The following is a 21,543-nucleotide window of genomic DNA, read 5'->3' as shown; positions in this document are numbered from 1 at the left end:
CGGGGGCGGGGGCACATTCCCCCGCCCCCTGCTCCGTCACTCCGTCAGCGCCCTGACCACCCTCGCCGGATTCCCCACCGCCAGCACCCCGGCCGGCAGGTCCTTCGTCACCACGGCCCCCGCCCCCACCACCGTGTTCTCGCCGATCGTCACCCCCGGACAGACGATCACCCCGCCCCCCAGCCAGACGTTGTCCCCGATGGTGATCGGCGCCGCCCTCTCCCAGCCCGCCCGCCGCCGTTCCGTGTCCAGCTCGTGGAGCGGCGTGAGCAGCTGGACGTTCGGGCCGATCTGGACGTCGGCCCCGACGGTGATCGGGGCCGCGTCCAGGAACACCGCGTTGAAGTTGACGAACGTACGGTCACCGACGCTGATGTACGTGCCGTAGTCGCAGTGGAACGGCGGCCGGATGTTCACCCGCTCACCCACCGAACCGAGCAGCTCCGCCAGGATCCCCGCGCGCTCGGCATGCTCGGCCCCTCCGTTCGCGTTGTACGCCGCGCAGAGCGCGAAGCGGCGCTCGGTCTGCGCGCCCAGCTCCTCGTCGTCCGCGATGTACCACTCCCCGGCCAGCATGCGCCGCTTGTTCTCGCCCACGGTCGGTCCTCTCCTCGGACGCGGATACGGAGGCGCCCACGCTAGCCGCACACCCGGTCTGGGATCATTGATCCTTCGGGCAGATACACACGGGCAGATGCACACGCGCAGATACGCACGCGCAGGTACGGGGAGGGCAGTGGCATGAGCGAGGCCGGCACACGGACCGTCGAGCTGGCCCTCGCCGCCCTCCTGGCCGGCGGCGGCCCGGGGAGCGACGGCAGCGAAGGGGTCGACACCGGCGCCTCCCTCCTCGCCGCCGACCCCACCGCCGACGCCGAGCTGCGCCGGCGCGGTGAGGGGTTCGTACGGCTGGCCTGGGAGCGCGGCTGGCAGCCCGCCGACGTCGTACGGCTGGTCCGCCGCGATCTCGACGAGCCGCACGTACGGCTCGTCACCGAGCTGATCACGGCGGAAACGCGGCGGTACGAGCGGCTCCCGCCGCGCTGGTCCGGCCAGCTCGCGGACCTCACCGCCGGGTCGGCGCGGGCACCGGCGACGCCCCGGGCCGACCGCTTCTCCCACGCCACCGCCGTACTGGAGCTGTACCGGCTGCTCATCCGCCTGCCCGCCGTCGAACCGGTCGGTCCCGTACCGGGCACGCCCCTCCATCTGCCGCCCGCCGAGGGCGAGCCCCGCATGCTCACCCGGATCCGCGCGCTGCTCGCGAAGGCGGAGGTGACCGGCTACCCGCCGGAGGCCGAGGCACTGACCGCCAAGGCGCAGGAGCTGATGGCCCGGCACAGCATCGACGACGCGCTGCTCGCCGACCGGACGATGCGGGGCGATGTGCCCGGCGCGTGCCGGATCGGGGTGGACGCGCCGTACGAGACGGCGAAGGCGATCCTGCTCGACGCCGTCGCCACCGCCAACCGCTGCCGTGCGGTGTGGAACAGCGCGTACGGCTTCTCCACCGTGGTCGGCTTCGAGGCCGACCTGGCGGCGGTCGAACTGCTCCACACCTCGCTGCTGGTGCAGGGGACGGCGGCGATGACCCGCGCGGAGGCGGAGCAGCGGGCGGCGGGCCGCAAGCGGACGAAGACCTTCCGTCAGTCCTTCCTGATGGCGTACGCGCACCGCCTCGGCGAACGCCTGGCCGCGGCGGCCGACCAGGTGACGGCGGACGCGCGTGACGAATCCGGTGACGCGGGGGGCGCCGCCCTCCTCCCGGTCCTCGCCGCGCGGGACGTGGCGGTCGAGGACCGTACCGACCGGATGTTCCCCGAGACGGTCGCGACCCGCGTCCGCGGGGTGACGGACGAGGCGGGCTGGACCCACGGCACCTCGGCGGCGGACGCGGCGCGGGTGCCCGGCGGCAGGGGTACGTCTGCCGGCCGCGGCCGGATCCGCCCGGGTACGGACGGACCCTAGGGCCCTCAGCGTCCACCGGGCCCCGGCGTCCACCGGGCCTCCCGGGAGGGCTCGTACCCCGGCAGGGAGCCCCATCCGCGTTACCTGTGTGACCTGTGCGACCCGTGGGGCCGGTGTGATGCCCTCGATCTTTACCTGGACACTGGAGCCAGAAAGCCGTTCTGTGCGTCTGTTCCAGGAGAGCGCACGTGCACGTGTGAAGGAGTAACCGAAGGACCACCCCGCGTGCACGTGCATCTGCTCATGCATGCGCACATGAACACAGCTATGATCCGGGAAAGTTGACACTTGCACCTTGCAACTCGGGGAGCGACCTGTGCACCACGTGTACAACGGCATTGCGGCCACAGAGCTGCACGGCGTCGTCTGGCAGAAAAGTAGGCACAGCAACTCCCAGGGATCCTGCGTGGAGTTCGCCAAGCTGCCTGGTGGGGAGGTGGCGGTACGGAACTCACGCCACCCGGACGGCCCCGCGCTGGTGTACACGCCGGCCGAGATCGAGGCGATGCTGCTCGGTATCAAGGACGGCGAGTTCGACCACCTGATCGCGGAGGGCTGAGAGCGCCGAAACGGGCGAAATCGCCCGGAGAGTATGGCCGGAACGCATGCGTTCCGGCCACCCTCGTGTCCGTCGTTCGGTGGGTCAGTCGGTCTGGAGCTGGAAGAGCGCCCAGACCACCTTTCCGTGCAGCGAACCCGCCAGCGGGTGCCAACCCCAGGTGTCGCTGAAGGAGTCGACCAGGAACAGGCCCCGGCCGGACTCCGCCGCACAGTCCTCGTCCGTCTCCCGTGCCACCGGGCTCGAATGACTGGGATCGCGGACCGCGCACACCAGACGCGACTTCCACCGCATCAGGTGCAGGCGTACGGGGGAGTCCTGAGGCTCCCGCGGGGTGTCCGCGGGCAGGGCGTGCCGCAGCGCGTTGGTGACGAGTTCGGACACGACAAGCGCGACATCGTCGAAGCGGTCGTCAAGTTCCCACTGGTCCAACGTGGTCCGGGTGAACTGCCTGGCCCCGCGCACCGCCTCGTAGCGGGCGGGCAGGGCGCACGACGCCGAGCTGGCCACCCCTGCGGGATCGATGGGGGGAAGCCCCTGCCTTAAAGGCTCGAGCATGGTCGATCCATTCGTCCCCATGCGAGGCACTCCCGGGATTCGCGGCCGTAGCGATACTGCGCGGTGGTCCAGCGTCACAACACGTCAATCACGAACGAGCACACAGGTGCGCGGGGACCATGGTTCCGAATGCGTACGGCAGATGCAAGGGCAGATGCACGTGCACGTGCCGGACCTGTCCCTTCACGTGACGGTTCTTTCACATTTCTCCCACCGACTACTTTTAGGCTCTCCGTAAAGCCTTCTTCTTTCCGTAATCGAATGAGTACGCGCTGAAGCGTTTTGATGGCAGAATCCGGGGCTTGGGGCTCGGGGGTGCCCTGCGGTGAACCACTTGTGATGGGGAGGGTTGGAGACGTGACCGCAGCCGAATCGGGCGGTTCCGTAGTGCGGCGCATTCTGCTGGGCTCACAGTTGAGGCGCCTGCGCGAGACGCGCGGCATCACACGTGAGGCCGCCGGCTACTCGATCCGCGCATCCGAGTCCAAGATCAGCCGTATGGAGTTGGGACGGGTGAGCTTCAAGGCCAGAGACATCGAGGACCTGCTGACCCTCTACGGGGTCGCGGACGAGCGGGAGCGCGGAGCTCTCCTCGGCCTGGCCCGGGAGGCCAACGTCGCGGGCTGGTGGCACAGTTACAGCGACGTGCTGCCCGGCTGGTTCCCGACCTACATCGGTCTGGAGGGCGCCGCCTCACTCATTCGTATCTATGAAGTGCAGTTCGTGCACGGCCTGTTGCAGACCGAGGCGTACGCCCACGCCGTGGTCACACGCGGGATGCGCGACCCCGAGAAGCAGTGTGCCGAGATCGACCGGCGCGTCGCGCTGCGGCTGGAGCGCCAGAAAGTGCTCGTCTCCGAACGGGCGCCCCGCTTCCACGCCGTGCTGGACGAGGCCGCGCTGCGCCGCCCGTACGGCGACCGCTCCGTGATGCAGGGCCAGTTGAGGCACCTCATCGAGATCTCCGAGCAGCCGAACGTCACACTCCAGGTGATGCCGTTCAGCTTCGGCGGCCACGCGGGCGAGACCGGTGCCTTCACGATGCTGAGCTTCCCCGAGTCGGACCTCTCCGACGTCGTCTACCTCGAACAGCTCACCAGCGCCCTCTATTTGGACAAGCGCGAAGAGATCGCCCACTACGAACGGGTGATGGAGCGGCTCCACCAGGACAGTCCCGGCCCCGGTGAGAGCCGCGATCTGCTTCGTGGACTCCTCGAACTCTGCTGATACAGAAGTATGATGACGTGACATCAGTGACATCGGTTACGCGGTAGTCCTGCGACGAGGGGTCGAGTCTCATGTCCTTCTTCACCAGCCTCGCCCACCAGTACATCGACGGTGAGTGGAAGCCCGGGAGCGGCTCCTGGGACATCATCGACTTCAACCCGTACAACGGGGACAAGCTGGCCGCGATCACGGTGGCCTCGGTGGCGGAGGTCGACCAGGCCTACCGTGCGGCGGAACGCGCGCAGGTGCCCTGGGGCGAGAGCAACCCGTACACGCGCAGGCTGGTGTTCGAGCGCGCCCTGCGGGTGGTCGAGGACCGTGAGGACGAGATCGCCGAGACGATCGTCGCGGAGGTGGGCGGCACCCGGCTCAAGGCCGCCTTCGAACTGCACCTCGCCAAGGAGTTCCTGCGCGAGGCGATCCAGCTGTCGCTGCGCCCCGAGGGCCGAATACTGCCCTCGCCGGTCGACGGCAAGGAGAACCGCGTCTACCGGCTGCCGGTCGGGGTCGTCGGTGTCATCAGCCCCTTCAACTTCCCGTTCCTGCTGTCGCTCAAATCGGTCGCGCCCGCGCTGGCGCTCGGCAACGCCGTGGTCCTCAAGCCCCACCAGAACACCCCGATCTGCGGCGGATCCCTGGTGGCGAAGGTCTTCGAGGACGCGGGCCTGCCGCCCGGCGTGCTGAACGTCGTGATCACCGACATCGCCGAGATCGGCGACGCGCTGCTGGACCACCCCGTACCCGCGGTCATCTCCTTCACCGGCTCGGACAAGGTGGGACAGCACGTCGCCACCGTCTGCGCCAAGAACTTCAAGCGCGCCGTCCTCGAACTGGGCGGCAACAGCGCGCTCATCGTCCTGGACGACGCCGACATCGACTACGCGGTGGACGCGGCGGTGTTCAGCCGGTTCGTGCACCAGGGCCAGGTCTGCATGGCGGCCAACCGCATCCTGCTGGACCGGTCGGTGGAGAAGGAGTTCACCGACAAGTTCGTCGCCAAGGTGAGGACGCTGAAGGTCGGTGACCCGGCGGACCCGGCGACCCACATCGGCCCCCTCATCAACTCCTCGCAGGCCGACGCCGTGACGGCGGCGGTCGACCAGACCGTCGCGGCCGGCGCGACGGCGCTGCTGCGCGGCCCGACCGTCGGCAATCTCGTCTCCCCGACGGTGCTGACCGGCCTGGCGGCCGACTCGCCCGTCCTGGGGCAGGAGATCTTCGGCCCGGTGGCGCTCCTCGTCCCGTTCGACGGGGAGGACGAGGCGGTACGGATCGCCAACGACACCCCGTACGGCCTGAGCGGGGCCGTGCACACCGGGGACATCGAGCGCGGGGTGCGGATCGCGCACCGTATCCGTACCGGCATGATCCACATCAACGACGGTACGGTCCACGACGAGCCGATCGTCCCCTTCGGCGGCGAGAAGCACTCGGGGTCGGGGCGGCTGAACGGCGAGTCGATGATCGAGGCGTTCACCACCCAGAAGTGGATCTCGGTGCAGTACGGCCGCTCGCGGTTCCCGTTCTGAGCTTTCCTCTCGGGGCCGGCCTGAGCCTTCGCCCCGGGGCTGGCGCGGGGTGTGCCCCACCAGGGCCATAGCCTGGAGCCATGTCAGCGATCCGTTTGCTCGTGCTCGGCGCGGTGCGCCAGCACGGGCGGGCCCACGGCTACCAGGTGCGCAACGACCTGGAGTACTGGGGCGCGCACGAGTGGTCCAACACCAAGCCCGGCTCGATCTACCACGCCCTCAAGCAGATGGCGAAGCAGGGCGTGCTGCTGGCCCACGAGGTGGCGCCCAGCACGGCGGGCGGGCCGCCGCGTACCGAGTACGAGATCACCGGGGCGGGGCACGAGGAGTACTTCAGGCTGCTCCGCGAGTCGCTGACGGCGTACGACCAGAACGTGGACGTGCTGTCCGCCGCTCTCGGCTTCGTCCTCGACCTGCCGCGGGCGGAGGTGGTCGACCTGCTGGGGAAGCGGGTGGCCGCGATCGAGGCCTGGCGGGACACGGTGACGAAGAACTACGTACCCGAGGCCGGCCCCGAGCAACTCGGGCACATCGGCGAGATCATGAACCTCTGGGTGCATACGGCGGACACCGGCGCGGAGTGGACGCGCGGGCTGATCGCGCGCGTCGAGGGCGGGGCGTACACCTTCGCGGGGGAGGGCGAGCCGTTCATCGGGGTGCTCGGCGAGGGTGAGGAGAATCCGTACGCGACGGGTGTCACGCACGAGGGCGACACCAGCTAATCAAGTTTGACCAACATGCCGCCAGGGGATATCTTTCCCGTGATGGTCAAACTTGACTACCTGGGGTGGAGGAGACGCTGGTGGCTGACCTGACCGATGTGATCGTCATGGAGGGCGTACGGAAGCGGTACGGCGACAAGCGGGCGCTGGACGGTCTCGACCTGACGGTCGCGCGCGGCACGGTGCACGGCGTGCTGGGGCCCAACGGCGCGGGCAAGACCACGGCCGTACGGGTCATGACCACGCTGCTGCGGCACGACGAGGGGGTGGCGCGGGTGGCCGGCTTCGACGTACGGACCCAGGGGGCCGAGGTACGGCGGCGGATCGGGCTGCTCGGCCAGCACGCCGCGGTGGACGAGGAGTTGAGCGGCCGTCAGAACCTGGAGATGTTCGGACGGCTCCACCGGCTCGGCGCCCGGCGGGCCGGCGCCAGGGCAGGCGAACTGCTCGACCGCTTCGGCCTCCGGGACACCGGGCGCAAGGCGGTCAAGCAGTACAGCGGCGGCATGCGGCGGCGGCTCGACCTCGCCGCCTCGCTGATCACCGACCCGGAGGTGCTCTTCCTGGACGAGCCGACCACCGGACTCGACCCGCGCGGCCGGGCCGAGGTGTGGAGCGCGGTGCGCTCGCTGGTGGGCGGCGGGACGACCGTCCTCCTCACCACCCAGTATCTGGAGGAGGCCGACCAACTGGCCGACCACATCTCGGTGGTGGACAGCGGCCGGGTCGTCGCGGACGGCACGGCGGACGCGCTCAAGGCGGCGACCGGCGGCGACCGGATCGACGTCGTCCTGCGGGACGCCGGTCGACTCGGTGAGGGAGCAAGGCTGTTGGCGGGAGCGGCGGGCACGTACGCCGTCGGCACGGACGTGGACCGGCGCCTGCTGAGCGCGCCCGTCACGGACCGGATGGCCGTTCTGACCGAGGTGGTACGGGCGTTGGGCGCGGCGGGCATCGAGGCCGAGGACATCGCACTGCGGCGGCCGACGCTGGACGAGGTCTTCCTCCACCTCACCGGCGGGGACACCCCGGGCCACCACGACCAGCAGCGGGAGGCTCTCGTATGACCACCCTGGACGCGACCCCGACCGTCCCCGTCCCCGCTCCCACCGCCGGCAACCGGCTCGGCCGGGCTCTCACCGACTCGTGGACCATGACCCGGCGCGAACTCGCCCACTGGGCGCGGCAGCCCGTCCAGATCGTCGTGGGCCTGGCCTTCCCGGTGATGCTGCTCCTGATGTTCGGCTTCCTGATCGGCGGCGGCCGGGGCCTCGCCGGGGACTACGTCGACTACCTCGTGCCCGGCATGCTCGCCCTGACGATGGCCTTCGGCCTCGAAGCGACGATGCTCGCCGTCACCCAGGACCTCGACAAGGGTGTCATCGACCGCTTTCGCTCCCTGCCGATGGCGGCGTCGGCGGTCCTGGTGGGACGCAGCGTCGCGGACATGATCCAGTCCGCGGCCGGCCTGGTGGTCATGATCGGCGTCGGCTGGACGATCGGCTGGCGCTGGCACGACGGTCCGGCCGCCTTCCTGGCCGCCGTCGGGCTGCTGCTCCTGTTCCGGTTCGCGATGCTGTGGGCCGGCATCCAGCTGGCGATGGTGGCGGGCCGCCCGGAGATGGTGCAGGCGGTCCAGATCCTCGTCTGGCCGGTCGGCTTCCTCTCCAACGCCTTCGCGACGCCGCAGTCCATGCCGGGCTGGCTGGGCGCAGTGGTCGAGTGGAACCCCCTGTCGGCCACGGCCACGGCGGTACGCGACCTCTTCGGCAACCCGGTCGCGACAAGCGGCTCCTGGCCGGCCGAACACGCGGCCCTGCTGGCGGTGGCGTGGCCGGTGGCCCTGTTCCTGGTGTTCTTCCCCCTGGCGGTACGGCGGTTCGGCCGCCTGAGCCGCTAGAGGTACCGCCGCCGTACGGGTCCGGGGCCGTCGCCGGGCCCGTACGGCCGTCCCTCAGTGGTGGAACGACGTCGCCGCCGTCTTGTCCCGGGCCGGCGGGTGCTCCTGGGCGCGCAGTTCGGGCAACAGCTTCTCCAGGTCGTCGATCAGCAGCTCGCCGAGGTCCGCCGAGAAGCCGTTGCGGCAGACGATCCGCAGGACGTCGAGATCCTCGCGGTTGGCGGGGAAGGTGTACGCGGGCACCAGCCAGCCGCGCTCGCGCAGCCGCCGTGACACGTCGAAGACGTCGAAGTTCGTCACTCCGGGGGCCGTGGTGAAGGCGAAGACCGGCAGCTCGTCCCCCCGGGTGAGCAGGCGGAACTCCGCCATCGCCCCGATCCGCGCGGACAGGTTCGTGGCGATGTCCCTCGCCGTCTGCTGGACGGCCCGGTAGCCGTCCCACCCCAGGCGCAGGAACGTGTAGTACTGCGCGACCACCTGCGCGCCCGGCCGGGAGAAGTTCAGCGCGAAGGTGGGCATCTCGCCGCCCAGGTAGTTCACCCGGAACACCAGCTCCTCGGGCAGCTCGGCGGGTGAGCGCCACAGGGCCCAGCCCACCCCCGGGTAGACCAGGCCGTACTTGTGCCCCGAGGTGTTGATGGACGAGACGCGCGGCAGCCGGAAGTCCCAGACGAGGTCCTCGTCGAGGAAGGGGGCGACCATGGCGCCCGAGGCGCCGTCGACGTGGACGGGGATGTCGAAGCCGGTACGTTCCTGGAGGGCGTCCAGGGCGGCGCACAGCTCGGCGACCGGTTCGTAACTCCCGTCGAAGGTCGAGCCGAGAATGGCGACCACGCCGATGGTGTTCTCGTCGCAGAGGTCGGCGGCGGCCTGCGGGTCGAGGTGGAAGCGGTCGCCCTCCATCGGCACCTGCCGCATCTCCACCTCCCAGAAGTTGCAGAACTTCTCCCAGCAGACCTGGACGTTGATCCCCATCACCAGGTTCGGCCGGGCCGCCGCCGGGTAGCGCGCGGCGTTACGGGTGGCCCAGCGGCGCTTGAGCGCCAGCCCCGCGAGCATGCAGGCCTCGCTCGACCCGGTCGTGGAACAGCCGACGGCCGTCACCGGGTCGGGGGCGTTCCAGAGGTCGGCGAGCATCGCCACACAGCGCCGTTCCAGCTCGGCGGTACGGGGGTACTCGTCCTTGTCGATCATGTTCTTGTCCCGGCACTCACCCATCAGGATCCCCGCCTGGGGCTCCATCCAGGTGGTGACGAAGGTGGCGAGGTTGAGCCGGGAGTTGCCGTCGAGGAGCAGCTCGTCATGGACCAGCTGGTACGCCGTGGAGGGCGGCATCGGACCGTCGGCGAGCCGGTGCAGCGGCGGCGCGGAGGTCATGTCACCGACCGGATCCGCCGACCCGTAGAAGGGGTTGAGCGACAGCCTGCGCATCTCGGCGGAGTGCTGCTCCGACCCGTCCGGCGACGGCGGGGCTCCTCGGTGGAGTGACACTGCGGTCTCCTCGGCGTGGGAAAGGCCCCCTCGGCGAGGATACGGAGGATCGGCGCGGGACGCCCGGCGGGACGGACGAACGGGGCAGTCGTACGAACGGAGCAGTCGTACTGAAGCGGCACACGCGGGGCACGTGTCTCACCGCAGCGCCGTCCCGTCCTCCCGCACCTGCATCTGTGGACGGCCGGTGACGAGCAGCCAGGCCGGGAGCAGCGCCACGCACAGCAGCGGGAGCAGGTTCGGGTCGGCGGTCAGCACGGCCGCCGTGAACAGGCTGAGCCAGCCCTGCCGGGTGACCGCGAGCAGCATCCCGAGCACCGCGCAGACCACCCCGACCGTGGTGTCCACGCCCGGCACCAGGGCGTGGGCGCAGAGCCCGAGCGACACCCCCGCGAAGAGCGCGGGGAAGATCCGGCCGCCCCGGAAACCGCACGCGGCGGCGACGAGCACCGCCGCCAGTTTCACCACCGCCATCAGCGCGAACCGCCCCGCCGACCAGCCGTCGGGATCGGCGGCCAGGGTCTTCACCTCGTCCAGCCCCTTGAAAAGCGTCAGACGGCCGCCCAGGGCCCCCAGAAGGCCCAGCAGCAGCCCGCCGACCGTCAGGGCCAGAACGGGGTGCCGGAGGCGCTGGAAGGCCGTGTGGGCGTACGGGAAGGCGTAGACCATCACCAGGCCCAGCGCCGCCGCGACCGGTGTGATCACCAGTGCGGCCAGCGCGTCGCTCCAGTGGGTGCCGGAATGGTCCGGCAGATCGAGATCGAACGTCGGATGGTCGATCAGTACGGTCATCAGCCCGCCGGCCCCCGCCGCGATCAGCGGACCGAACAGCTTGTCCCACAGCGAGCCGGGACCGGGACGCGACGCGAGCGTCTCGGAGAGGACGAGCGCGGCGGCCACCGGCGTACCGAACAGCGCGCCGATCGTGCCGGCCGCGCCCAGCGAGATCCACAGCAGCGCGGGCGCCCTCGGCGCCACCTTGCGGCCGAGCCAGTAGGTCAGCGCGATGTTCGCCGCCGTGATGGGGTTCTCCGGGCCGAGGCTCACCCCGCCCGCCAGCGCCAGCACGGTCACGACCAGCAGCCCGGGCACCACCCCCGCCGGCATCGGCTTGTCGACCAGGCCGGTGGTGGCCGGGTCGGGCCCCGCGTGCCCGTACACCTGACGTACGACGATCCCCACCGCCAGCCCGGTCGCCGTGAGCATCACGATTATCCAGAGCGAGGAGTACCGGCCGACCCCGAGCGCGTCGGGGAGGCTCTTCCACAGGACGTCCTTGAGCCGGTCCGCGAGCCCGCTCACCCCCAGGAGGACGAGGCTGGCGAGCACGCCGGTCACCAGCGAGGGGACGACCAGGGGCAGCAGCGTGCGCGCGGAGGGCGCGGGCGCCGGCGCGGTGCCGGTCGGCGGAGCGTCGGGGGCCACGCGCCCACCGTACGGGGACGGACGTCCCGTACCCCTGCAAAAGAGGGCATGGCGGGTGGAAAGAACCGCCGGCCGGGACCGGGGGGACGGCGGGCCGTTCCCGGGGTCGTTCGCCCCCCTGTGACCGGGGCGGATCTCATGGGGGCGGGTGGAACCAGGGAGCGCGGGTAGGCGTTGATAGCTTGTGCGCGGCCGACCACGCCGATTCGACGATCGACCGACCAACGACACAGGAGTCCGGAACCCGTGACCACCCTTGCGCTCGGACCCAGCTGGCTGGACCCGGACTATCTGATCGGGACCTTCGGACTGATCGGTGTCCTCGCCATCGTCTTCGCCGAGTCCGGCCTCCTCATCGGCTTCTTCCTGCCGGGGGACTCGCTTCTCTTCACCACCGGCCTGCTGGTCACGGCGGGCACGCTCGACCACCCGCTGTGGCTCGTCTGCGTGCTGGTGGTGCTGGCGGCGATCATCGGGGACCAGGTCGGGTATCTCTTCGGCCGCAAGGTCGGGCCCTCGCTGTTCAAGCGCCCGGACTCCCGGCTCTTCAAGCAGGAGAACGTCGAGAAGGCGCACGAATTCTTCGAGAAGTACGGTCCCAAGTCGCTGGTCCTGGCCCGCTTCGTGCCGGTCGTCAGGACGTTCACGCCGATCATCGCCGGTGTGAGCCGGATGAACTACCGCTCGTTCATCACCTTCAACATCATCGGCGGCACGCTCTGGGGAGCGGGTGTCACGCTGCTCGGCGCCGCGCTCGGCAAGATCGACTTCGTGCACCAGCACATCGAGACGATCCTGATCGCGATCGTGCTGATCTCGGTGCTGCCGATCGCCATCGAGTTCCTGCGGGCGCGCTCCAAGTCCAAGAAGGAGGGCGGCTCCACGGCCGGCCGTCCCGTCCCGGACACCGCCCCGGAGACCGGCGGCCGCGGCCGCCACGCGAAGCGCTGACCGCCCGGCCGACGCCGCTCGTCAGGGATCAGAAGCCGCGCGTCCGCTTGGCCGCGCGGCGGCCGGACGCCCGGCCCGCTCCCGGCACCTTGAGGAACAGCCGGGAGATCTCCCCGCCGAGATTCACCCCGATCGCGATCGCCAGCGCCAGCGCCGCCGCCTTCGACAGGGACGCCAGCCCGTGGTCCAGGTCGTTCTGGGCGAGGCCCAGCAGCCCGAAGTACGTGGCGGAGCCGGGCAGCAGCGGACCGATCGCCGCCGTGACGTACGGCAGCGCGGACGCGAAGCGGTAGCGCGAGAAGAGCTGTCCGAAGAGCCCCACCAGACCCGCCGCCACGGCCGTGGCCGCCACCGGCGAGATGCCCCCGGTGTGGTGCATGGCCGCGTACACCGCCCACGCCACCCCGCCGTTGACGGAGACCATCAGCACGGTGGAACGTTCCTGCTGGAGCAGGATCGCGAAGGCGAAGCTCAGCACGACGGCCGAGAGGATCTGTACCACCGGCCGCTCGGGGGTGTTCAGCGCCGCGTCCGGGTTCAGCTGCGCGTCGAGCTGCACCCCCAGGTAGAGCACGAGCAGCACACCGATGATGATCGCGACGAAGAAGTACATGACCTCCAGCAGGCGCGCGGCCGCGGTGATGTAATACCCCGTCAGCCCGTCCTGCACCCCGGCCACCAGCGCCCGCCCCGGCAGCAGCGCGAACAGACCACCGGTGATGACGGCCGACGGCCGGCCGTCCCAGTGCACGGCCGACCCCAGCAGGGTCAGCGCCACCCCCATCGCGGCCGGCGGCATCGCCGCCACCACGAACTGGTAGAACTCCGGCAGCCCGCGCCCCGCCGCCAGCCACGCCAGCCGGTCGCCGAGCATCGCCCCGAGCGCCGCCGCGACGAACACCACGGGACCACCGCCGACCAGCACCGACGCGGCCCCCGCCAGCAGCCCGCTCGCCAGCGTCAGCGCCCAGCCCGGGTACGGGTGGCGGTTGCGCCGTATCACCGCGAGCCGTCGGTACGCGTCCTCCAGCGTGACGTCCGTGTCCTCGGCCGTGATGTCGTCCACGAGCGTGAAGACCGCCGCGAGCCGCGTGTAGTCCGTCCCCCGGCGCCGTACGGTCCGACTGGCCGTCACCGGGTCCTCCACCAGCGACGGCTGGTACGAGATCGACAGCAGGGTGAAGGTCACCGTCGGCTCGCAGCGGGCCAGTCCGTACGCGCGGCTGACCGCGAACATCGCCGTCTCGACGTCCTCCGCGCCCTCGCCGCCCGCGAGCAGCAGCTCACCGATACGCAGCGTCAGGTCCAGGACCCGGGGGACGGCGGGGCCCGCGTCGTCGTGCCGCTGCACGGTCTCCGGTACGGGCCGTTCGCCGACCGGCATCCGTAGGAGGGTGCGCATCCGGTCCTGCCAGGGCGCCTCTTTCGTCAACCGGACGAGGGGCGTGCCCTCCGCCGGGGTGAGGGCCTGGGACGGCAGACCCGCCTGGGACGGCAGACCCGCCTGGGACGGCAGACCCGCCTGGGACGGCGCACCCGCCTGGGACGGCAGACCGTACGCGCGCGGCCTGTCCACCCCGAGGGGCGGGGCGAAGGCACTGCGCGCCTCGTCCGAAGGAGGCTTGCGGTCCTCAGGACCGTCCGACTCGCCCACCACTGTCTGCTTCCCGCTCTCTTCCACGTCGTCCTGCGTTCCTGTAGTCCCCCGTCCCCCTTACACACGGATGGGCGGCACACCCCCGGAGGGATGCGCCGCCCGTACGGCCGTACACGGTCAGGCGGTCAGTGGTGCGCGCCGCCCTGCGCCTCAAGACGCTTGTACGAGGCCTCGATCTCGGCCTCGGCCTCGGCGCGGCCGACCCAGTCGGCGCCCTCGACGGACTTGCCGGGCTCCAGGTCCTTGTAGACCTCGAAGAAGTGCTGGATCTCCAGGCGGTCGAACTCGGACACGTGGTGGATGTCGCGCAGGTGCTCCACCCGCGGGTCCGACGCCGGGACGCACAGCAGCTTGTCGTCGCCGCCCGCCTCGTCGGTCATCCGGAACATGCCGATCGCGCGGCACTTGATGAGGCAGCCGGGGAACGTCGGGTCGTCCAGGATGACGAGGGCGTCCAGGGGATCGCCGTCCTCACCCAGGGTGTTCTCGACGAAGCCGTAGTCGGCCGGGTAGCTGGTCGAGGTGAAGAGACGACGGTCAAGGCGGATCCGACCGGTCTCGTGGTCCACCTCGTACTTGTTCCGCGAACCCTTAGGGATCTCGATGGTGACGTCGAACTCCACGGGTGCTCCTCCATGATCAACACATGCGTACGGTGAGGTTGCGGCCTCACGGAGAAGCACCCCGTGCCGCGGCCGGACGGGCCGCCGTTGGCCGGGGTGCCGTGCTCGTGGCAAGGCGCAGTGATTAAGTGTCCCCCACGCAGGTGTGTGTTCGCGAAAGGGGCTGGTCAGCCGTGCTTGAGCCGAAAGTGTGGCAGCTCACGGCGGGTTCGGTCGCCGTCGGCCTGGTGCTCGCCGCCGGAGCCGTCTCGCTCGCGGGCCCATGGGACTCCGGCCAGCGTAAGGCCGAGCGGCGCTGGGCCGCCGCCCAGGACCGTACAGGTGGCGCAGATCACGGCCCGCCGGCCGCGCACGGCCCCGCCCGGCAGCCCGCCCCCGCCCCCAGCGCCCCGGCGGTCCTCGCCGCGCTCGGCGGTGCGGCCCCGGCCGCCGCCCGGCTGCCCGCCGGCCTCGCCGAGAAGCTCGGGAAGAAGCTCGGGCCGCTCCTGGACGACCCCGCGCTCGGCACGGTCCGTACGGCGGACGTCATCGACGTCGCCACCGGCCGGCGGCTGTACGGCAGGAGCCCCGACACCCCGATGGTCCCCGCCTCCACCGTGAAGATCGCCACCATGGTCGCCGCCCTCTCCGCGCTCGGCCCCGAACACCGCATCCCCACCACCGTCGTGGCCGGCCGCGACGCGCGGAAGCTGACCCTCGTCGGCGGCGGCGACGCCTCCCTCGACACCCGGCGGCTCGGCGCCCTCGCCGACGACACCGCCCGCGCCCTCGGCGACCGGGGGATCGCCGCCGTCGAGATCGGCTACGACGTCTCCCTCTACTCGGGCCCCCGCGAACACCCCATCGGCCCCAACGACAACATCGCCCCCGTCGTCGCCCTGATGGCCGACGAGGGCCGCCTCGACCACTCCACCAGCGGGCCCGCCCCTCGTAGCGGAGACCCGGCCGGCGACGCCGCCGACGTCTTCGCCGGGCTGCTGCGCGACCGGGGCGTCAGGATCACCGACACCACCGGCCCCCACCGGGCCCCCAAGGGCGCGAAGCCCCTGGCCAGGACGTACTCCGCGCCGCTGTCCGCGCTGGTCGAGCGGACCCTGACCGAGAGCGACAACGACCTCGCCGAGTCCCTGGCCCGCCAGACCGCCCTCGCCGAGGACGAACCGGCGAGCTTCGCGGGCGCCGGACGGGCCGTCACCGAACAGATCGAGGAACTGGAACTGCCCCTCGGCCACGCCCGGTTCACCGACGGCAGCGGACTGAGCCGCAAGGACCGGGTCGGCGCCTCCCTGCTGACCGCCCTGCTGGCCCGGGCCGCCGACCCCGACCACCCGGAGCTGCGCCCCGTCCTGACCGGACTGCCCGTCGCCGGATTCAGCGGCACCCTGCGGGGGCGGTACGAGGGCGACGTACCGGCCAGGGGACTCGTTCGGGCGAAGACCGGCACGCTGACCGGCGTGAACACCCTCGCGGGCACCGTCGTGGACACCGGGGGACGGCTCCTGGCCTTCGCGTTCCTGGCCGGCGCGACCCCCGCGCCCGACCCCGCCCAGACGGCCCTGGACCGCCTCTCCGCCGCCCTCGGCCCCCGCTGAGGCCCCCGGACGGCCCCGTGCGGGGCCTGTTGTCCCCCGGCGGCTCCGCCGTACGGCCCCCGTCGTCCCCTGACGACTCCGCCGCCGACCACGTACGGTTGACGCATGACGAGCATCGGTGGTGCAGAGATGGTCGACTGGAACCTCGCGGTCGCGACCGCGATCCGCCTGGCGCGGCCCGGCCCGGAAGTGACGCGGGACGAGGCGCGCGAGATCGTCGCCGAGCTGCGGCGGCACGCCAAGGCCTCCGAGGAGCACGTCCGGGGGTACACCCGGATGATCCCCGAGGGGCACGAGCCCGCCGACACCCCCGTGCTGGTCGTGGACCGGGCCGGCTGGGTGCGGGCCAACGTCGCCGGGTTCCGCGAGCTGCTCAAGCCGCTGTTCGAGAAGATGCAGGAGCGGCGCTCCGGCAGCCCCGGCTCCGCCGTCTTCGGCGCGGTCGGCGGCAAGGTGACCGGCGTGGAGCTGGGCATGCTGCTGTCGTTCATGTCGTCCCGGGTCCTCGGCCAGTACGAGACGTTCGCCCCGCCCACCCGCGACCTGCCGTCGGGTGCCGACGGCGGCGGCCGGCTGCTGCTCGTCGCCCCCAACATCGTCCACGTCGAGCGTGAACTGGACGTCGACCCGCACGACTTCCGGCTCTGGGTGGCCCTCCACGAGGAGACGCACCGCACGCAGTTCACCGGTGTGCCCTGGCTCAGGGACCACCTCCAGGGCGAGATCCAGTCCTTCCTCGCCGAGACCGACGTCGACCCCATGACCGTCGTGGAACGGCTCAGGGAGGCGGCCCAGTCCCTCACGGGCAGCCGCCCCGAGGGCGAGGACAACGACAACGACAACGGCCGCAGCATCGTCGAGCTGGTCCAGACCCCCGGGCAGCGCGAGGTCCTCGGCCGCCTCACCGCCGTCATGTCCCTGCTCGAAGGCCACGCGGACTACGTGATGGACGGCGTCGGACCGCAGGTCGTGCCGTCCGTCGCCGAGATCCGCGAGAAGTTCCAGCAGCGCAGGGCCAGCGGAGCCAGCCGGCTGGACCAGGCGCTGCGCAAGCTGTTGGGGCTCGACGCCAAGCTGCGCCAGTACCGGGACGGGGAGCGGTTCGTGCGCGCCGTGGTCGACGAGGTCGGCATGGACGGCTTCAACCGCGTCTGGACCTCGCCCAACACCCTGCCCACCAAGGCCGAGATCGCCAAGCCCGCGGACTGGGTGGCGAGGGTGCACCGTAAGACAGATTCCTGACCCGGATCCCGCCGACGGCAGAAGTACGCCTCAGTAATCACCCGTCCGAGGGACCGTGAGCCAGGGGTAGGCGTGCCATGCTCGGGTAATGGCTCGGATCTGTCACCATCTACGCACTCTGCGTGACGGTCTCAGGCCGGTCTCCGACCGAGGCACCCCCCCGAAAAACATCACGAAGGGCACCGGACATGGGTCCCCATCCTGCGGTCGCGGCGATACGCCTGGCGGTCCGCCGCGTACTCCACGACGTACTGCACGACGTCCTCACCGAGCGGCCCGAGACGTCCCGCGTCACCACCCCCCACCGCACTTCGACGCTCGTCGCCGACGACCGCCCGCTCGTCCTCGTCGCCTGCTCCGGCGGCGCCGACTCCATGGCGCTCGCCTCGGCCCTCGCCTTCGAGGCCCCCAGACTCTCCGTCCGCGCCGGCGCCGTCACCGTCGACCACGGCCTCCAGGACGGCTCGGACCTCCGCGCCGCCGAGGTCGTGGCCCGCCTGGGCGGCATGCGGCTCGACCCCGTCGAGTCCGTCGCGGTGACGGTCGGCCGCGACGGCGGCCCCGAGGCCGCCGCCCGCGACGCGCGGTACGCGGCGCTGGACGCCGCCGCGGAGCGCCACGGCGCCGCCGCCGTCCTCCTCGGCCACACCCGCGACGACCAGGCGGAGACCGTGCTGCTGGGCCTCGCCCGTGGCTCGGGCACCCGCTCGCTCTCCGGTATGGCGGCCGTCTCGGGGGCGGCCGGCCGGTACCGCCGCCCGTTCCTCCAGGTCGACCGCCAGACCGCCCGCAAGGCCTGTCTGGTGCAGTCGATCCCCGTCTGGGACGACCCGCACAACACCGACCCGGCCTACACCCGCTCCCGGCTGCGCCACGAGGGGCTGCCCGCCCTGGAGAAGGCGCTCGGCAAGGGCGTGGTGGAGGCCCTGGCCCGTACGGCACGGCTCTCCCGCGACGACGCGGACGCCCTGGACGCCTGGGCGGCCGACGCGGACCGTTCCGTACGGGACGCGTCGGGCCTGCTGGAGTGCGCGAAGCTGTACGCGCTGCCGCCCGCCGTCCGCCGCCGCGTGCTGCGTACGGCGGTCATCGCCGCGGGCGCCCCGGCCGGTTCGCTGTTCGCCCGGCACATCGAGGAGGTCGACCGCCTGATCACGGGCTGGCGCGGCCAGGGAGCCATCAACCTGCCCGGCCGCGTGGAGGCCAGGAGGCAGGGTGGCAGACTGGTCATCCGGCAGGGCTGAGACGACAGCATCTGTGGCGCTGGTCTCCTGGCGACGACGAAAGTGATGCGGGTGGACGACAAGGACTTGGGCACCGATCTTCAATCGGTACTCATCACCAAGGAAGAGATCGACGGGAAGCTGGCCGAACTGGCCGGGAAGATCGACGCGGAGTACGCGGGCAAGGATCTGCTTCTCGTCGGGGTGCTCAAGGGCGCCGTGATGGTGATGGCGGATCTGGCGCGAGCTCTGTCCACCCCCGTGACGATGGACTGGATGGCCGTCTCCTCGTACGGGGCGGGCACGCAGTCCTCCGGCGTGGTCAGGATCCTCAAGGACCTGGACACCGACATCAAGGGCCGGCACGTCCTGATCGTCGAGGACATCATCGACTCGGGGCTGACCCTGTCGTGGCTGCTGTCCAACCTGGGCTCCCGGGAGCCGGCCTCGCTGGAGGTCGTCACCCTGCTCCGTAAGCCGGATGCCGCAAAGGTCGCGATCGACGTGAAGTGGATCGGTTTCGACATTCCGAATGAGTTCGTCGTCGGATACGGCCTGGATTACAACGAGAAGTACCGCAACATGCCTTTTGTCGGCACACTCGCACCGCACGTGTACGGCGGCTGAACCGTTCGGCCCCGGACGGGAACCCCGGCCCCCCTCCCGCCGTTGGAGCATGGGAAGGCCGGTTTGTCAGCCGTCCCGTGCGGTCGCGGGTGACAATGCTGGGGTACCGTCCGAAGAACAGTCTTTTCTCACAGCGGCATTTACCTACGGGCAGGAGGGACGGAGCGTTCTCGCTCCGTATGGATGGACGTGAAGCGATACTTCCGTGGGCCGGTCATGTGGATCGTGCTGGCCGTCCTCGCCGTGGTCGTGTTGATGCAGGTCGTCGGCTCGTCGGGCGGCTATAAGACAGTGGACACCGGCCAGGTGATCCAGGCGATCAACAAGAACCAGGTCCAGCAGGTCAAACTGACGACCGGCGACGATCAGATCATCAAGGCCGAGCTCAAGTCCGGCGTGAAGGTCAAGGACAGCAGCAAGATCCAGGCGAGCTACATCGGCAGCCAGGGCTCGACCCTGGCCAAGACGCTTCAGGCGAAGTTCGACAGCGGCGACATCAAGAAGGGCTACACGGTCTCGCCGTCGAAGCAGAGCCCGTTCCTCTCGGTGCTGTTCTCGCTGCTGCCCTTCGTGCTGATCGTCGTGGTCTTCCTGTTCCTGATGAATTCCATGCAGGGCGGCGGCTCCCGCGTCATGCAGTTCGGGAAGTCCAAGGCCAAGCTCATCACCAAGGACACCCCGAAGACGACGTTCGCCGACGTGGCGGGGTCCGACGAGGCCGTCGAGGAGCTCCACGAGATCAAGGAGTTCCTCCAGGAGCCGGCGAAGTTCCAGGCCGTCGGCGCCAAGATCCCGAAGGGTGTGCTGCTGTACGGCCCGCCCGGTACGGGCAAGACGCTGCTCGCCCGCGCCGTCGCGGGGGAGGCCGGGGTGCCGTTCTACTCGATCTCCGGCTCCGACTTCGTCGAGATGTTCGTCGGTGTCGGCGCGTCCCGCGTGCGTGACCTCTTCGAGCAGGCCAAGGCGAACGCCCCGGCGATCGTCTTCGTCGACGAGATCGACGCCGTCGGCCGGCACCGCGGCGCGGGTCTCGGCGGTGGCCACGACGAGCGCGAGCAGACGCTGAACCAGCTGCTCGTGGAGATGGACGGCTTCGACGTGAAGGGCGGCGTGATCCTGATCGCCGCCACGAACCGGCCCGACATCCTCGACCCGGCGCTGCTGCGCCCGGGCCGCTTCGACCGGCAGATCGCCGTCGACCGCCCCGACATGCTGGGCCGTCTGGAGATCCTCAAGGTCCACCAGAAGGGCAAGCCGGTCGCCCCGGACGTCGACCTGGGCGCGGTCGCCCGTCGTACGCCCGGCTTCACCGGCGCCGACCTGGCGAACGTGCTGAACGAAGCCGCGCTGCTCACCGCGCGCGGCGACAAGAAGCTCGTGGACAACCACGCGCTGGACGAGGCGATCGACCGTGTGGTGGCGGGCCCGCAGAAGCGGACCCGGATCATGTCCGAGAAGGAAAAGAAGATCACCGCGTACCACGAGGGCGGACACGCCCTGGTCGCCGCGGCGTCTCCGAACTCCGACCCGGTGCACAAGATCACCATCCTGTCCCGCGGCCGGGCCCTGGGTTACACCATGGTCCTGCCCGACGAGGACAAGTACTCCACCACGCGCAACGAGATGCTCGACCAGCTCGCGTACATGATGGGCGGGCGCGCCGCCGAGGAACTGGTCTTCCACGACCCGACCACGGGCGCCGCCAACGACATCGAGAAGGCCTCGGCGACCGCCAGGGCCATGGTGACCCAGTACGGCATGACCGAGCGGCTCGGCGCCATCAAGTTCGGCGGCGACAACACCGAGCCCTTCCTCGGCCGTGAGATGGGCCACCAGCGCGACTACTCGGAAGAGGTCGCGGCGCTGGTCGACGAAGAGGTCAAGAAGCTCATCGAGACCGCGCACAACGAGGCCTGGGAGATCCTGGTCGAGAACCGCGACGTTCTCGACAACCTGGTCCTCGCGCTCCTGGAGAAGGAGACGCTGAACAAGGAGCAGATCGCCGAGATCTTCTCCACCATCGTTCGGCGCCCCGCCCGCCCGGCGTGGACCGGCTCCTCGCGTCGTACGCCTTCGACGCGTCCGCCGGTGCTCTCACCCAAGGAGCTGGCGCTCACCAACGGCGCGATCGGCGCCAACGGTTCGAACGGTGGCCTGCCCTCCGTGACGACCGGTGAGACACCGACCGAAGCGATCCCCGAGGACCGCCCGGAGAGCTGATCCCGGACCGTCGAGAAGGCCCGGAATGC

At 70.7% G+C, this 21,543-nt stretch carries 19 protein-coding genes; 13 read left to right on the top strand and 6 right to left on the bottom strand.

Going from position 1 to position 21,543, the window contains the following annotated elements; translation table 11 throughout:
* Nucleotides 1-36: 36 nt before the first annotated feature.
* Nucleotides 37-597 carry a sugar O-acetyltransferase gene (locus OG349_RS15840; RefSeq protein ID WP_327235217.1) on the bottom strand — a complete coding sequence of 187 codons (561 nt, stop codon included), beginning with the start codon at nucleotides 595-597 and terminating at the stop codon, nucleotides 37-39.
* A gap of 144 nt (nucleotides 598-741) precedes the next feature.
* Here OG349_RS15840 and OG349_RS15835 point away from each other — a divergent pair, with 144 nt between their 5' ends.
* Nucleotides 742-1,968, top strand: coding sequence for a DUF2786 domain-containing protein (locus tag OG349_RS15835; protein WP_327235216.1), 1,227 nt, complete (start codon nucleotides 742-744; stop codon nucleotides 1,966-1,968).
* Nucleotides 1,969-2,284: 316 nt separating this feature from the next.
* Complete coding sequence (locus OG349_RS15830; RefSeq protein WP_161309512.1) at nucleotides 2,285-2,527, top strand: DUF397 domain-containing protein; 243 nt, start codon at nucleotides 2,285-2,287, stop codon at nucleotides 2,525-2,527.
* An 84-nt stretch (nucleotides 2,528-2,611) separates the two neighbouring features.
* Here OG349_RS15830 and OG349_RS15825 read toward each other — a convergent pair whose 3' ends face one another.
* Nucleotides 2,612-3,106: an ATP-binding protein gene (locus OG349_RS15825; protein WP_327235215.1), complete on the bottom strand. Its 495-nt coding sequence runs from the start codon at nucleotides 3,104-3,106 to the stop codon at nucleotides 2,612-2,614.
* Nucleotides 3,107-3,442: 336 nt separating this feature from the next.
* On the opposite strand from OG349_RS15825, the gene OG349_RS15820 reads away from it, so the two are divergent.
* From OG349_RS15820 to OG349_RS15800, 5 genes are all read left to right on the top strand, one after another.
* Entirely contained in the window at nucleotides 3,443-4,312 is an 870-nt protein-coding gene (locus OG349_RS15820; protein WP_327235214.1) for a helix-turn-helix domain-containing protein, read from the top strand.
* Nucleotides 4,313-4,383: 71 nt separating this feature from the next.
* Nucleotides 4,384-5,841 carry an aldehyde dehydrogenase family protein gene (locus OG349_RS15815; protein ID WP_327235213.1) on the top strand — a complete coding sequence of 486 codons (1,458 nt, stop codon included), beginning with the start codon at nucleotides 4,384-4,386 and terminating at the stop codon, nucleotides 5,839-5,841.
* An 80-nt stretch (nucleotides 5,842-5,921) separates the two neighbouring features.
* Nucleotides 5,922-6,563 carry a PadR family transcriptional regulator gene (locus OG349_RS15810; protein ID WP_327235212.1) on the top strand — a complete coding sequence of 214 codons (642 nt, stop codon included), beginning with the start codon at nucleotides 5,922-5,924 and terminating at the stop codon, nucleotides 6,561-6,563.
* 89 nt (nucleotides 6,564-6,652) lie between these two features.
* A complete protein-coding gene (locus OG349_RS15805; RefSeq protein ID WP_327238591.1) occupies nucleotides 6,653-7,630 on the top strand; it encodes an ATP-binding cassette domain-containing protein in 978 nt (325 codons plus the stop codon).
* Entirely contained in the window at nucleotides 7,627-8,463 is an 837-nt protein-coding gene (locus tag OG349_RS15800) for an ABC transporter permease (RefSeq protein WP_327235211.1), read from the top strand. The genes OG349_RS15805 and OG349_RS15800 overlap by 4 nt, the downstream gene beginning before the upstream one ends.
* A gap of 54 nt (nucleotides 8,464-8,517) precedes the next feature.
* On the opposite strand, the gene OG349_RS15795 is transcribed toward OG349_RS15800, so the two are convergent.
* Nucleotides 8,518-9,954, bottom strand: a complete 1,437-nt coding sequence (locus tag OG349_RS15795; RefSeq protein WP_442806259.1) for a glutamate decarboxylase — start codon at nucleotides 9,952-9,954, stop codon at nucleotides 8,518-8,520.
* Between the two features lie 138 nt (nucleotides 9,955-10,092).
* On the bottom strand, nucleotides 10,093-11,379 hold the full coding sequence (locus OG349_RS15790) for an ion channel protein (protein ID WP_327235210.1): 1,287 nt from the start codon (nucleotides 11,377-11,379) through the stop codon (nucleotides 10,093-10,095).
* 246 nt (nucleotides 11,380-11,625) lie between these two features.
* Between OG349_RS15790 and OG349_RS15785 the strand changes: the two genes are divergently transcribed.
* Entirely contained in the window at nucleotides 11,626-12,330 is a 705-nt protein-coding gene (locus tag OG349_RS15785; protein WP_327235209.1) for a DedA family protein, read from the top strand.
* Nucleotides 12,331-12,358: 28 nt separating this feature from the next.
* Here OG349_RS15785 and OG349_RS15780 read toward each other — a convergent pair whose 3' ends face one another.
* Nucleotides 12,359-13,987, bottom strand: coding sequence for a threonine/serine ThrE exporter family protein (locus OG349_RS15780; RefSeq protein ID WP_327238589.1), 1,629 nt, complete (start codon nucleotides 13,985-13,987; stop codon nucleotides 12,359-12,361).
* A gap of 125 nt (nucleotides 13,988-14,112) precedes the next feature.
* Entirely contained in the window at nucleotides 14,113-14,610 is a 498-nt protein-coding gene (locus tag OG349_RS15775; protein WP_161307199.1) for an inorganic diphosphatase, read from the bottom strand.
* 173 nt (nucleotides 14,611-14,783) lie between these two features.
* Between OG349_RS15775 and dacB the strand changes: the two genes are divergently transcribed.
* The 5 genes from dacB (at nucleotide 14,784) to ftsH (ending at nucleotide 21,514) form a co-directional block, all read left to right on the top strand.
* A complete protein-coding gene (gene dacB / locus OG349_RS15770) occupies nucleotides 14,784-16,202 on the top strand; it encodes a D-alanyl-D-alanine carboxypeptidase/D-alanyl-D-alanine endopeptidase (RefSeq protein WP_327235208.1) in 1,419 nt (472 codons plus the stop codon).
* A 105-nt stretch (nucleotides 16,203-16,307) separates the two neighbouring features.
* A complete protein-coding gene (locus OG349_RS15765) occupies nucleotides 16,308-17,444 on the top strand; it encodes a zinc-dependent metalloprotease (RefSeq protein ID WP_327235207.1) in 1,137 nt (378 codons plus the stop codon).
* A 188-nt stretch (nucleotides 17,445-17,632) separates the two neighbouring features.
* Entirely contained in the window at nucleotides 17,633-18,688 is a 1,056-nt protein-coding gene (tilS, locus tag OG349_RS15760; protein WP_327235206.1) for a tRNA lysidine(34) synthetase TilS, read from the top strand.
* Between the two features lie 45 nt (nucleotides 18,689-18,733).
* Nucleotides 18,734-19,294: a hypoxanthine phosphoribosyltransferase gene (gene hpt, locus OG349_RS15755; protein WP_161311206.1), complete on the top strand. Its 561-nt coding sequence runs from the start codon at nucleotides 18,734-18,736 to the stop codon at nucleotides 19,292-19,294.
* 183 nt (nucleotides 19,295-19,477) lie between these two features.
* The gene (ftsH, locus tag OG349_RS15750; protein ID WP_327235205.1) at nucleotides 19,478-21,514 is read left to right on the top strand and encodes an ATP-dependent zinc metalloprotease FtsH; all 2,037 of its coding nucleotides are present in this window, start codon (nucleotides 19,478-19,480) and stop codon (nucleotides 21,512-21,514) included.
* Nucleotides 21,515-21,543 lie beyond the last annotated feature (29 nt).

Source organism: Streptomyces sp. NBC_01317 (genome assembly GCF_035961655.1).
GTDB lineage: Bacteria > Actinomycetota > Actinomycetes > Streptomycetales > Streptomycetaceae > Streptomyces.
The sequence above is the reverse complement of the archived record's forward strand: the minus strand, read 5'-3'. Positions and strand labels throughout refer to the sequence as shown.